12 protein-coding genes are annotated in these 13,194 nt (G+C 64.5%); 11 read left to right on the top strand and 1 reads right to left on the bottom strand.

Going from position 1 to position 13,194, the window contains the following annotated elements; genetic code table 11:
- Nucleotide 1 precedes the first annotated feature (1 nt).
- Together IVA87_RS00510 and IVA87_RS00505 are read left to right on the top strand one after the other, a co-directional pair.
- Nucleotides 2-1,531: a malonyl-CoA synthase gene (locus tag IVA87_RS00510; RefSeq protein ID WP_247299904.1), complete on the top strand. Its 1,530-nt coding sequence runs from the start codon at nucleotides 2-4 to the stop codon at nucleotides 1,529-1,531.
- A gap of 29 nt (nucleotides 1,532-1,560) precedes the next feature.
- Complete coding sequence (locus tag IVA87_RS00505; RefSeq protein ID WP_247299901.1) at nucleotides 1,561-2,058, top strand: DUF3658 domain-containing protein; 498 nt, start codon at nucleotides 1,561-1,563, stop codon at nucleotides 2,056-2,058.
- Nucleotides 2,059-2,199: 141 nt separating this feature from the next.
- Here IVA87_RS00505 and IVA87_RS00500 read toward each other — a convergent pair whose 3' ends face one another.
- Nucleotides 2,200-3,060 (bottom strand): sulfite exporter TauE/SafE family protein, encoded by an 861-nt coding sequence (locus IVA87_RS00500; RefSeq protein ID WP_247299898.1) that lies wholly within the window; start codon nucleotides 3,058-3,060, stop codon nucleotides 2,200-2,202.
- A 511-nt stretch (nucleotides 3,061-3,571) separates the two neighbouring features.
- Between IVA87_RS00500 and sdhC the strand changes: the two genes are divergently transcribed.
- The 9 genes from sdhC to IVA87_RS00455 all read left to right on the top strand — a co-directional run bounded on the left by sdhC (nucleotide 3,572) and on the right by IVA87_RS00455 (nucleotide 13,104).
- A complete protein-coding gene (gene sdhC / locus IVA87_RS00495) occupies nucleotides 3,572-3,970 on the top strand; it encodes a succinate dehydrogenase, cytochrome b556 subunit (RefSeq protein ID WP_247299897.1) in 399 nt (132 codons plus the stop codon).
- On the top strand, nucleotides 3,967-4,383 hold the full coding sequence (gene sdhD / locus IVA87_RS00490) for a succinate dehydrogenase, hydrophobic membrane anchor protein (protein WP_247276140.1): 417 nt from the start codon (nucleotides 3,967-3,969) through the stop codon (nucleotides 4,381-4,383). Before sdhC ends, sdhD begins: the two co-directional genes overlap by 4 nt.
- A 3-nt stretch (nucleotides 4,384-4,386) precedes the next feature.
- Entirely contained in the window at nucleotides 4,387-6,222 is a 1,836-nt protein-coding gene (gene sdhA / locus IVA87_RS00485) for a succinate dehydrogenase flavoprotein subunit (RefSeq protein ID WP_247299894.1), read from the top strand.
- Nucleotides 6,223-6,329: 107 nt separating this feature from the next.
- On the top strand, nucleotides 6,330-7,112 hold the full coding sequence (locus IVA87_RS00480; RefSeq protein ID WP_247276138.1) for a succinate dehydrogenase iron-sulfur subunit: 783 nt from the start codon (nucleotides 6,330-6,332) through the stop codon (nucleotides 7,110-7,112).
- A 186-nt stretch (nucleotides 7,113-7,298) separates the two neighbouring features.
- Nucleotides 7,299-9,431: a hybrid sensor histidine kinase/response regulator gene (locus IVA87_RS00475; RefSeq protein WP_247299891.1), complete on the top strand. Its 2,133-nt coding sequence runs from the start codon at nucleotides 7,299-7,301 to the stop codon at nucleotides 9,429-9,431.
- Between the two features lie 53 nt (nucleotides 9,432-9,484).
- Complete coding sequence (locus IVA87_RS00470) at nucleotides 9,485-11,443, top strand: ABC transporter ATP-binding protein/permease (RefSeq protein WP_247332320.1); 1,959 nt, start codon at nucleotides 9,485-9,487, stop codon at nucleotides 11,441-11,443.
- Nucleotides 11,444-11,542: 99 nt separating this feature from the next.
- Entirely contained in the window at nucleotides 11,543-12,367 is an 825-nt protein-coding gene (locus IVA87_RS00465) for an FkbM family methyltransferase (RefSeq protein WP_247299888.1), read from the top strand.
- A 24-nt stretch (nucleotides 12,368-12,391) separates the two neighbouring features.
- A complete protein-coding gene (locus IVA87_RS00460) occupies nucleotides 12,392-12,778 on the top strand; it encodes a VOC family protein (protein WP_247276134.1) in 387 nt (128 codons plus the stop codon).
- An 83-nt stretch (nucleotides 12,779-12,861) separates the two neighbouring features.
- The gene (locus tag IVA87_RS00455; RefSeq protein WP_247299885.1) at nucleotides 12,862-13,104 is read left to right on the top strand and encodes a hypothetical protein; all 243 of its coding nucleotides are present in this window, start codon (nucleotides 12,862-12,864) and stop codon (nucleotides 13,102-13,104) included.
- The last annotated feature ends 90 nt before the right edge of the window (nucleotides 13,105-13,194 follow it).

The following is a 13,194-nucleotide window of genomic DNA, read 5'->3' as shown; positions in this document are numbered from 1 at the left end:
CATGAACCAAGCTGCCAACGCCAACCTGTTTTCCCGCCTGTTCGACGGTCTTTCCGATCCCAAACGCCTCGCGATCGAGACGCATGACGGCGCCCATATCAGCTATGGCGATCTGATCGCGCGCGCGGGGCAGATGGCGAATGTGCTGGTCGCACGCGGCGTGAAGCCCGGCGATCGCGTCGCGGTGCAGGTGGAGAAATCGGTCGCCAATATCGTGCTGTATCTTGCCACGGTGCGGGCCGGCGCGGTCTATCTGCCGCTGAACACTGCCTATACGCTGAACGAGCTCGACTACTTCATTGGCGATGCCGAACCGTCGCTGGTGGTCTGCGATCCCTCCAAGGCCGAGGGCCTCGCCCCGATTGCTGCCAAGGTGAAGGCCGGGGTCGAGACGCTCGGCCCTGACGGCAGGGGCTCGCTGACGGACGCCGCCGCCAAGGCGAGCAGCGAGTTCACGACGGTGCCGCGCGAAAACGGCGACCTCGCCGCGATCCTCTACACGTCAGGCACCACGGGCCGCTCCAAGGGCGCGATGCTCACCCACGACAATCTAGCGTCGAACTCGCTCAGCCTCGTCGATTACTGGCGCTTCACCGACAAGGACGTCTTGATCCACGCGCTGCCGATCTACCACACCCACGGCCTGTTCGTTGCGACCAACGTGACGCTGTTCGCGCGCGCGTCGATGATCTTTTTGCCGAAGCTCGATCCGGATCTGATCATCAAGCTGATGGCGCGCGCCACGGTGCTCATGGGCGTTCCGACCTTCTACACACGGCTTCTGCAGAACCCCGCGCTGTCGCGAGAGACGACCAAGCACATGCGGCTGTTCATCTCGGGCTCCGCACCGCTGCTGGCCGAGACCCATCGCGAATGGTCGGCCCGCACCGGCCACGCGGTGCTCGAGCGCTACGGCATGACCGAGACCAACATGAACACGTCGAACCCCTATGACGGCGAGCGCGTGCCCGGCGCGGTCGGCTTCCCGCTGCCGGGCGTCTCGTTGCGCGTGACCGATCCCGAGACAGGCAAAGAGCTTCCGCGCGACGAAGTCGGCATGATCGAGGTGAAGGGCCCAAACGTCTTCAAGGGCTATTGGCGTATGCCGGAGAAGACCAAGGCGGAATTCCGGCCCGACGGGTTCTTCATCACCGGCGATCTCGGTAAGATCGACGCCAAGGGCTACGTCCACATCCTCGGCCGCGGCAAGGACCTCGTCATCTCCGGTGGCTTCAACGTCTATCCGAAGGAAATCGAGAGCGAGATCGACGCCATGCCCGGCGTGGTCGAATCCGCCGTGATCGGCGTGCCGCACGCCGACTTCGGCGAGGGCGTCACCGCGGTGCTGGTGCGCCAGCCCGGCGCGAGCATCGATGAGGCGACCGTGCTGAAGGGCCTGGAAGGACGACTCGCCAAATTCAAGATGCCCAAGCGCGTTTTCGTCGTCGACGAGCTGCCGCGCAACACCATGGGCAAGGTGCAAAAGAACATTTTGCGCGAGACGTATAAGGATATTTACTCGAAGAAATAGGGGCTCAATCGCTCCGGGATGGGGAACGCATGAACCGAGAGCAGGCCGTCCGGATCAACGATCATCTGCTTGATGCTTGCGAAGCCCTCGACCGGGCTCGAATGGCGATTGCAGCACTTGGCAAGACCGAGCGGATCGAGCTCGGGGACTGGCTTGTCGCTATCGTCGGCGCCCTGGAGGACAAGCTGCTCCTGCCGATTTACGAGCAGCATCCGGAGCTGGAGCCGCCAGCGGCCGATTTAGAGGAGCCGACGGTCACCAGCGAGCTCACATGGAATGACGTCCAGCTTCCGCCGTCAGTGACCGAGCAGCGTTTCGACGAGATCATTTTTTCGGTCATGGAGCGGACTTGGCGGAAGACCGCCATGATGGTCTGGCTTGTGGTGAATCGCTGCAAGGAACTTGGATTGTCGATCGACGACGAAATGGTTGCTGCGCGATTGAAGGCGCTTTCCGACTCCGATCGCATCGAAGGCATCGGCGATCTGCGAATGTGGCGCCACAGCGAAGTACGATTGAAGGACTAGACCGCCGATTAGGCCAGATCGGGGCTCAGTCCCGTTCACTTGGTGTAGCGTACGCTCTCAACCCCGCCTTGCGACCAATCCAGACTGCTGTTGTTGAAAGAGTCTTGATTGTTCGCTTCGCACGCAAGGAGTGTGTGGCGGCTACTGCCCGCCTAACAGGCTCAGCACAAACCGGCTGCCCACGATGAACAGATAGCAGCCGAACGCGACCTCCAGCGTTCGCTTCGACATCGCATGGGCGGCTCTTACACCGAGCGGCGCGGTGACGAGGCTCATCGGCATCACCAGCGCGGCGCCGATCAGCGAGACGTAGCCGAGCGCGAACGGAACTTGCAGCGCTACGATGGCCGGATAGGTCGTCGCGGCCGGCCAGCCGGCATAGACGTAGCCGAGCGCGCCGGGGATCGAGATCAGCACGGCGAGCGCCGATGAGGTCGCGACCGCCTGATGGATCGGACGGCCGTAGAACGTCATCAGCAGGTTGGAGAACAGGCCGCCGCCGATGCCCATCAGCGTCGAGAGGATGCCGACGCAGAAGCCGTAGGCGCGCATCAAGAGCCCCTCGGGCATGTCACCTCCGAGCTTCCAGCTCTCGCGCGCGAAGACAAGCCTCGCCGCAGCGGCGTAGGCGACACAGACGAACACGATCTTGAACAGCCGCTCCGGCGCGTAGCGCGCCACCACGCTGCCGGCGACGACGCCAATGACGATCGGCAGCCACCAGAGACGCAGGATCGCCATGTCGACCGCGCCGCGCCGGTAATGCGCCTGGAACGAGCGAAGCGAGGTCGGGATGATGATCGCGAGCGAGGTTCCTATGCAGAGCGGCATCCGCACCTCCAGCGGCACGCCGACGATGCGAAAGCATTCGTAGAGCACCGGCACGAGGATCGCGCCGCCGCCGATGCCGAACACGCCGGCCAGGAATCCCGAGAGTGCGCCGGTTGCAATCAGCAACAGCGCGAGCTCGATGATCTCCTTGATATCAAGACCTGGAATCACCCCTGACCTGCTCCGGCATCGCCCCCGAAACATCTGCTCGGATTCGGCTGCAGGCCCAGCTGTAGAAGATCTGATTTGCCTGGTCGACACGCCGCGCCTGCCGCCTTGGGTGGGATGCAGGACGTGCATATCCGCCATCGCACGGAAAGTCGGTGCGCACGGCAGAATTAGACATGCCCTTGTGGTTCGCCCGAGGTGCTTCCGGCGTCATGAACTGCTGGCTTGAGCGACATTCGAACCACCATCGCTTAGAGGCGTTCCAATAGTGATTTCAATGGACCGCGCCGACGCCAGAAAAGGATGAACCAAGATTCGATATTTCGCTGGTAGGCCTACGCTCTGGTATACCAAGCCTCTGATTGGCCTTGTTTCATCAAGGCTCTAGAGCTGAACTCGCGTTCGATTTATGGCCATTTGGTGATTGCGCAGGTGAAGTCGACTCCGTAAATAGAGCCGACCTTTCCGATCCCCACGCGCCCTTCTGTTGGGCCGCAATACAACATCAAAGCCCATGACCGCACGGATCGAACGACCGCTCTCGCCACACATGCAAGTCTACCGCTGGACACTGACGATGGCGCTGTCCATCGTCCATCGCGCCACCGGTATCGCCCTTTATGTCGGAACCCTGCTGCTGGTCTGGTGGCTGGTTGCCGCAGCCTCCGGTCCGGCCGCCTACGGCCATGTCCAGGCCTTCGCCGGCAGCATCATCGGCCGGCTGATCGTGTTCGGCTACACTTGGGCGCTGATGCATCATATGCTCAGCGGCATCCGGCATTTCGTGTGGGACCTCGGCTACGGCTTCAAGGCCAATGAGCGGGAAGCGCTGACCTGGGGCGCCCTGATCGGCGGCATCGCTCTGACGGTGCTGATCTGGATCATCGCCTATGCGATTGGAGGCGGCCGATGAGTTTTGACGAATCCCACGGCTCGCCGCAGCGTCCCTCGATGCGCACCCCGCTTGGCCGCGTCCGCAATCTCGGCGCCGCGCATTCGGGCACGTCCGATTTCTGGCGCCAGCGCATCACCGGCGTCGCGATGACGCTGCTGATGATCCCGGTGCTGGTGATCATCATGATGCTGCTCGGCCGCAACCAGGTCGGCGCTGCGCAGATTCTCAGTTCCATTCCTGTCGCCGTGATCCTGCTCCTCTTCATCATCGCCAGCGCCTGGCACATGAAGATCGGCATGCAGGTGGTGATCGAGGACTACGTCCATAACGAGAAGCTGAAGCTCACTGCCATCATGCTCAACAACTTCTTCTCGGTCGCCGTGGCGCTCGCCTCGACCTACGCGATCCTGAAACTGTCATCCGGAGTGTAACCCATGGCCACCACAACGAATGGCTCGGGCAAGGGCGCTCCCGCCACCAACGGCAAAGCCTATCCGATCGAAGACCACACCTATGACGTCGTCGTGGTCGGCGCCGGCGGCGCGGGCCTGCGCGCCGTGGTCGGCTGCAGCGAAGCCGGCCTGCGCACCGCCTGCATCACAAAAGTGTTTCCGACCCGCTCGCACACGGTCGCAGCGCAGGGCGGCATCTCCGCCTCGCTCGGCAACATGCACAAGGACGACTGGCGCTGGCACATGTACGACACCGTCAAGGGGTCGGATTGGCTCGGTGACCAGGACGCGATCGAATACATGGTTCGTAACGCGCCCGACGCGGTCTACGAGCTCGAGCATTGGGGCGTGCCGTTCTCACGCACCGAGGACGGCAAGATCTACCAGCGGCCGTTCGGCGGCATGACGACCGAGTTCGGCAAGGCCCAGGCGCAGCGCACCTGCGCCGCCGCCGACCGCACCGGCCACGCCATGCTCCACACGATGTACGGCCAGTCGCTGCGCCACGCAGCCGAGTTCTTCATCGAGTTCTTCGCCATCGACCTGATCATGGACGACCAGGGCACCTGCCGCGGCGTCATCGCGCTCAAGCTCGACGACGGCACGCTGCACCGCTTCCGCGCCCAAACCACGATCCTGGCCACCGGCGGCTACGGCCGCGCCTATGCCTCCTGCACCTCGGCGCATACCTGCACCGGCGATGGCGGCGGCATGGTGCTGCGCGCCGGCCTGCCGATGCAGGACATGGAGTTCGTCCAGTTTCACCCGACCGGCATCTACGGATCGGGCTGTCTCGTCACCGAGGGCGCGCGCGGCGAAGGCGGCTATCTCGTCAACTCCGAGGGCGAGCGCTTCATGGAGCGCTATGCGCCGTCGGCCAAGGATCTCGCCTCGCGTGACGTCGTCTCGCGCGCGATGACCATCGAGATCCGCGAAGGGCGCGGCGTCGGCAAGAAGAAGGATCACATCTTCCTGCACCTCGACCATCTCGATCCCGCGGTGCTGGCCGAACGGCTGCCGGGCATCTCCGAATCCGCGAAGATCTTCGCCAATGTCGACGTGACGCGCGAGCCGATCCCGATCGTGCCGACCGTGCACTACAACATGGGCGGCATCCCCACGAATTATCACGGCGAGGTGCTGACTAAGAAGGATGGCGACGACAACGCCATCATCCCGGGCCTGATGGCGATCGGTGAAGCCGCCTGCGTGTCCGTGCACGGCGCCAACCGCCTCGGCTCCAACTCGCTGATCGATCTCGTCGTGTTCGGCCGCGCCGCGGCGCTCCGCCTCGCCGAGAAGCTCACGCCCAACGCCAAGCAGCCCGAGCTGCCGGCGAACTCGGCTGACCTCGCGCTCGGCCGGCTCGACCATTACCGCTACGCCTCCGGCGGTACGCCGACGGCGAAGTTGCGTGAGGGCATGCAGCACGTGATGCAGAACAATTGCGCGGTGTTCCGCACCGGCGAGGTTTTGAGCGAAGGCCAGAACCTGATCCAGAAGGTCCACAGCGGCATCACCGACATTGCCGTGTCCGACCGCTCGCTGGTGTGGAATTCGGACCTCGTCGAGACGCTCGAATTCGACAATCTGATCTCGCAGGCGGTGGTGACGATGAACTCGGCCGCCAACCGCACCGAGAGCCGCGGCGCTCATGCGCGCGAGGATTTCTCCGAACGCGACGACAAGAACTGGATGAAGCACACGCTGGCCTGGCTGGACGAATCCGGCAAGGTCAAGATCGAGTACCGCCCGGTTCACAACTACACCATGACCAACGACGTGCAGTACATCCCGCCGAAGGCGCGCGTGTATTGATCGAACAATAGCCGTCATTCCGGGGCGATGCGCAGCATCGAGCCCGGAATCTCGAGATTCCGGGTCTGGTCCTTCGGATCATCCCGGAATGACAAAAGGTTAGAGCAATGGTTGAATTCGCACTTCCGAAGAACTCCAAGATCACTGGCGGCAAGACCTGGCCGAAGCCGGCGGGCGCCACCGAGCTCCGCGAGTTCAGGGTCTATCGCTGGAATCCGGACGACGGCAAGAATCCGAGCGTCGACACCTATTACGTCGATACCAATGATTGCGGTCCGATGGTGCTGGACGGCCTGATCTGGATCAAGAACCACATCGATCCGTCGCTGACCTTCCGCCGCTCCTGCCGCGAAGGCGTCTGCGGCTCCTGCGCCATGAACATCGACGGCCAGAACACGCTGGCCTGCACCCGCTCGATGCACGACGTCAAGGACGGCGCGGTGAAGATCAACCCGCTGCCGCATCAGCCGGTCGTCAAGGACCTCGTCCCCGACCTGACCAATTTCTACGCGCAATACGCCTCGGTCGAGCCGTGGCTGAAGACGACCTCGCCGACGCCGCAGAAGGAATGGCGCCAGAGCCACGAGGACCGCGAGAAGCTTGACGGCCTCTATGAATGCATCCTGTGTGCCTGCTGCTCGACCTCCTGCCCGAGCTATTGGTGGAACAGCGAGCGCTATCTCGGCCCCGCCGCGCTGCTTCAGGCCAACCGCTGGGTGTCCGATTCGCGCGATGAAGCGACCGGCGAGCGGCTCGACAATCTCGAGGACCCGTTCCGCCTCTATCGCTGCCACACCATCATGAACTGCGCCAAGGCCTGCCCGAAGGGCCTGAACCCCGCGGAAGCCATCGCCGAGCTCAAGCTCAAGATGGTCGAGCGCCAGATCTGAGTCGAAATTGATGGGCCCGCCCCGGCCGGGCTGGCCCGGGCATGCTGCGATCGCACTCAATTCGAGGAGAATTTTCTCCGGCCCGCTGCGCGCGCAAATTTTGAACCCACAACCAAAGGTTCCAGCAGAAGCTGCTTCCTTCCCTGCGCGTGATTCAGTTAAGCTCCGGCCAGGGACGGAGCGACTGTGCAGAGGGCGCAACGCAATTCGCTGAAACTGTTGCAGTGGATGATGGCGGCATCCCTGGCGCTGCCGATTGCGTTGTTCGCCATCGCCGCCACGATCTCCTACACATCGACGAATGATATCGCCGACCGCGAGATCGAGCGCACCCTCGACGTCGCGCATGAGCATGCGCTCAAGGTGTTCGAAACCATCGACCGCAGCCTTGCCGAGCTCAACGAGGTCGTGCGCAGCCTTCCCGACGAAACCATCCGCGCGCGCGAACCGGCTTTGCACCGTCGCCTGAAGCGGCTGACCGATTCGCTGCCGCAGCTCAAATCGGCCTGGATCTTCGATGCGGACGGAAAAGCGCTGGTCAACAGCCTCGTCTCGCCGCCGCCGGAGCTGAGCTTTGCGGACCGCGATTACTTCTATGCCCACGTCGACCAGAGCATCGGCACCTTCATCGGCACGGCGCTGACGCCACGCCCGCCCTATCAGGGCGCCCGCTTCTTCGGCGTGAGCCGGCGCCGCGATGCCGACGACGGCCGCTTCATCGGCGTGATCCAGGCCTCGGTCCTGCCGGAATATTTCGAGAGCTTTTATGCCAGGATCGGCTCAGATCCCGGCAGCTTCTTCGCGATGGGGCGCACGGACGGCGCACTGCTCGCGCATTTCCCGCGGCTCGACCACGACCTGCGGCTCGATCCGGGCGGCCCGGTGGGCCAAAAGATCGCAACAAGCCCCGAGCACGGCCTCATGACCATCGCCTGGCCGTTGGACGGGATTGAGCGCCGCATCGGCTACCGGCGCATCGCCGAATATCCGATCTATGTCAGCGCCGGGCTCGAAAGCTCGGCCATCCGGGCCCGCTGGTTCGCCACCATGGGCCAGCATCTGGTGTTCGGCATTCCCGCGACCGCGCTGCTGTTCCTGCTGCTCGCCTTCGCGTTCCGCCGCACCCAGCATCTCCAGGCCGAGGCCGCAGCGCGGCGAGAAGCCGAGGACGCGCTCAAGCACAGTCAGCGCCTGGAGGCGCTCGGGCAGCTCACCGGCGGCGTCGCGCACGACTTCAACAATCTGCTGACGGTGATCCGCGCCTCGGTCGACCTGCTGAATCGCCCGCAACTGACCGAAGAGCGGCGGCAGCGCTACATCACGGCCATCGCGGACGCAGTTGCGCGCGCCGCCAAGCTGACGTCCCAGCTCCTCGCCTTCGCGCGGCGCCAGACCCTGAAGCCGGAAGTGTTCGATGTCGGACAGCGGATGCAGTCGCTGCATGACATGCTGGCAACGCTGCTCGGGCCCGCCATCGAGATCGTCACGCGGTTGCCGGCCGAACCCTGCCTCGTCAACGCCGATGCCGGCCAGTTCGAGACGGCGCTGATCAACATGGCGACCAATGCGCGCGATGCCATGCAGGGCAAGGGCAGGATCACCTTCGAGGTCGAGGCCGCGACGACCATTCCGGACACGCTGGCCCCCGGCGCTCATGGCTACATAAGCGTCACCGTCCGTGACACCGGGATCGGCATTCCTGCGGCGCGGCTCGGGCGCATCTTCGAGCCGTTCTTCACCACCAAGCAGGTCGGCCACGGCACCGGTCTCGGCCTGTCCCAGGTGTTCGGTTTCGCCCGGCAATCCGGCGGCGAGGTGACGGTCGCGAGCGAGGTGGGACAAGGCAGCACCTTCTCGCTCTATCTGCCGCGCGTGCCGCTGGAGCTGCGGCCGCAGCGGCAGGCGCCGAGCACAGCGCCCGCGGTGGCCGGCAGCGGCATGTCGGTGCTGGTGGTCGAAGACAACATCGAGCTCGCCAATTTTGCCGCCGACGGGCTGACCGAGCTCGGTTACAGCATCACGCTGGTCGACAATGCGACCGACGCGCTTGCCGAGCTCGTCGTGGACGCCGATCGATTCGACGTCGTGTTCTCCGACGTGGTGATGCCGGGGATGACCGGGCTCGACCTGGCGCAGGCGGTCCGCGACCGCGGCATCGGCGTGCCGGTCGTGCTGACCACGGGCTACAGCCAGGCTCTATCCCAGGATGGCGCCGCCGAGTTCGATCTCGTGCAGAAGCCCTATTCGATCGAAGAATTGTCGGGCGTGCTCCACCGGACCGCCCGGCTGCGGCGCGTCCGGGACGGCGCTGCCGAATGAATCGGTGCTCGGAACCCAAGGGAACCGTTTGATTTCCTTTGCGTTGTCCGCCCATGCACAAGCCGGCCGCGAAGCGCGAACAGGGCAAGAATCCGCCCATTGTCGAGGTCAAAGGCGAGAACGGCGATGACGTGGCGCCGCCGCCGCCCGAGCTGCTCGAACCGGACCCCGAACTGTCGCCCGAAGAAGCCCAGCAGGCCCGCAAGGACTATCTGCTGACGCGTTTCTGGATCAGCGCGCGCGGCTTCTGGGGCCGCAACGGCGACCGCATGGCCTGGCCGTTCTCGATCGGCCTCGGCATGCTGATCGTCCTGACCGTCGGCTTCCAATACGGCATCAACGTCTGGAATCGCGCGATCTTCGACGCCATCGAGAAGCGCGATGCGACGAGCGTCTTCCATCTCACGGCGCTGTTCTTCCCGCTCGCAATCGGCAGCATCGTGCTCGGCGTCGCCCAGGTGTTCGCGCGGATGAGCATCCAGCGGCGCTGGCGAGCCTGGCTCACGAGCAGCGTGCTGACGCGCTGGCTCGCCAACGGCCGCTATTATCAGCTTAACCTCGTCGGCGGCGACCACAAGAATCCCGAATACCGCATCGCCGAGGATCTGCGCATTGCGACCGACTCGCCGGTCGATTTCCTCGCCGGCGTCACGTCCGCGCTGCTGTCGGCCGTGACCTTCATCGTCGTGCTCTGGACCATCGGCGGCGCACTCACCGTCAGGCTCGGCGGCTCAAGCCTCACCATTCCCGGCTTCCTGGTGATCGCCGCGATCCTCTACGCCGCGATCGCCTCCAGCTCGATTTTGGTGATCGGCCGCCGCTTCGTGCAGATCTCCGAGGACAAGAACCAAGCCGAAGCCGATTTCCGCTACACGCTGACGCGCGTGCGCGAACATGGCGAGAGCATCGCGCTGCTCGGCGGCGAAGAGGAGGAGCGCGACGGCATCGACCGCAATTTCACCAGCGTACTTCGGCAATGGGCGCGCCTGGCCGGACAGCACATGCGGACGACGCTTGTCTCGCAGGGCTCCAGCCTCGTCGCGCCCGTGGTCCCTCTCCTGCTCTGTGCGCCAAAATTCCTCGACGGCAGCATGACGCTGGGACAAGTCATGCAGGCGGCCTCCGCCTTCACAATCGTGCAGAGCGCGTTCGGCTGGCTGGTCGACAATTATCCGCGACTCGCCGACTGGAACGCCTGCGCGCGGCGCATCGCCTCACTGATGATGTCGCTCGACGGTCTCGAACGTGCCGAGCAAGGCGATGGGCTTGGCCGCATCAAGCGCGGCGAGACCAGCAATGACGCCATGCTGGAGTTGAAAGACCTTTCTGTCACGCTGGACGACGGCACCGCCGTGGTCGGCGAGACGGAGGTGGTGATAGAGCCGGGCGAGCGGCTTCTGGTCGCCGGCGAATCCGGCACCGGCAAGAGCACGCTGGTGCGCGCTATCGCAGGGTTATGGCCGTGGGGCGGCGGCAGCGTCAATTTCCATCCCGACCGTCGGCTGTTCATGCTGCCGCAGCGGCCCTACGTACCCGCGGGATCGCTGCGCCGCGCGGTAGCCTATCCCGGCGCCGCCGAGGATTGGACGATCGAGGAGATCGGCAAGGCCCTGCGCAAGGTCGGCCTCGATCACCTCAAGGAGAAGATCGAGGAGGAGGCGCCGTGGGACCAGACGCTATCAGGCGGCGAGAAGCAGCGCCTCGCCTTTGCGCGGCTGCTGCTGCACAGCCCCGACATCATCGTGCTCGACGAGGCCACATCCGCGCTCGACGAGAAGAGCCAGGACAAGATGATGAAGATGGTCACCGACGAGCTGCCGAAGGCGACCATCGTCAGCGTCGCACATCGCGCCGAGCTGGAGGCTTTCCACAGCCGCAAGATTGTGCTGGAGCGCCGCAAGGGCGGCGCCAGGCTCGTCAGCGACGTCGAGCTGATCCCGCGCAAGGGCAAGCGCAGGCTGCTCGGCCGCTTCCTGCGCCAGCGCATGGCCCCGCCGAAGAAGGCGGCGTGACTTTCGCTTCGCCGTCCCGGCCGTAATCGTCCGCATCGAGCGTTGGAGTCCCTCGCAAAACCGGCTATGCATGCGCCGCCTGCAATGAGGACCGCCTGCTTGACGACCGACAACGCCCCTTCGTCCGCGCCGTTCGGCGCCTTTGCGCCGAATGCGGCGCAGGCCGCTCTCATTCGCCTGGCCCAACAGTCCGGGCTGAAGCGCGGCGCATTCCGGCCCTGGATGTCGCGGCTGGTCAACCTGCTGCGCGGCGGCCCGGTCGACGTGCAATATCAGGGCGCTTCGTTCCGCTTCTATCACCAGGGCAGCGCGACCGAGCGCGGTGCGCTGTTCAATCCCGACTACAATCTCGACGAGCTCGATTTCCTGCGTGAGCACACCCCGGCGGGCGGCACATTCGTCGACGTCGGCGCCAATGTCGGCACGTTTGCGCTGGTGATGGCGCGGCAGGTCGGCACCACAGGCAAGGTTGTGGCGATCGAGCCGCATCCGACGACGTTTGCGCGGCTCGCGTTCAATCACGCCGCATCGAACGCGACACAGGTGCGCCTGGTGCAGGCCGCTGCCGGTGACAGCAACGGCGAGCTGATGATCGAGAGCGGCGGCGGTAATCTCGGTGCCACGCACGTCGTCACCGGCACGGCGAGCGCTGATGCGATCAGGGTCCCCTCGCTGCGCCTGACCCGTATCCTCGACGAGGCTGGCGTCACGCAGATCGATTCGCTCAAGATCGACGTCGAAGGCTTCGAGGACCGCGTGCTGATCCGCTTCTTCCGCGACGCGCCGCCATCGCTGTGGCCTCGCGCCGTGGTAATCGAACACTTGTCTCAAAACGAATGGCAGCAGGATTGCATTGCCGACATGGTGGCGCGCGGCTTTTCCATCGCGCGCAAGACGCGCAGCAATACGTTCCTGTCGCGCTGACAGGGACGAACAACGGAGGTTGCGATGCTGGATCACATGGGATTCTCGGTCTCCGACTATGAGCGCGCCAAGGCGTTCTACGCCAAGGCGCTGGCCCCGCTCGGTTACAGCCTGATCATGGAAGTGACGGCCGAGCAGACCGGGCACGCCGCAGCCGCAGGGTTCGGCGCCGACGGCAAGCCGGATTTCTGGTTCGGCGGCGAAGGCGCGATGAACAAGCCGGTCCACATCGCGATCGCAGCCAAGGACCGCGCCACGGTGGACGCGTTCTACAAAGCGGCGATAGCGGCGGGCGGACGCGACAACGGGCCGCCCGGCATCCGCCCGCATTATCATGCGAACTATTACGGCGCCTTCGTGCTCGATCCCGACGGGCACAACATCGAGGCGGTCTGCCACGCACCGGAATAAGCCGCGCTGCACACCGGCGAACAGGGAACATCGGCACGGCATCATCGTTATCGTCCTCTGGGCCATTGATCACGAAGGTGCCGATGCCAATCGAGCCGCCAGAGATTCCACCGACAACACCGGGGACTCCAACCGAGCCGCCTCCTGGAATTCCGCCGGGCAATCCGCAACCCGACATCACGCCGCCGATGCGCGAGCCCGGCGAAACACCGCGGCCGGATGAATTGCCCGGCCATGTTCCCGAAGAGATTCCACGACGCGGGCCGAACGGACCGCTCACGCCCAATCCCGCGACGGACGCGCGTTCGCCGCGGGATCACACATGAGGCGAGCGATCACATGCGGGGCGATTGCAACATGCGTCTGAATGCGCAATGAACGTCGTCATAATGAAGTTATTTGCGTGCAGAAATAAA

Source organism: Bradyrhizobium sp. 147 (assembly GCF_023073935.1).
GTDB lineage: Bacteria > Pseudomonadota > Alphaproteobacteria > Rhizobiales > Xanthobacteraceae > Bradyrhizobium.
Note: the sequence above shows the minus strand (reverse complement) of the source record. Positions and strands in the feature narration are given on the sequence as shown.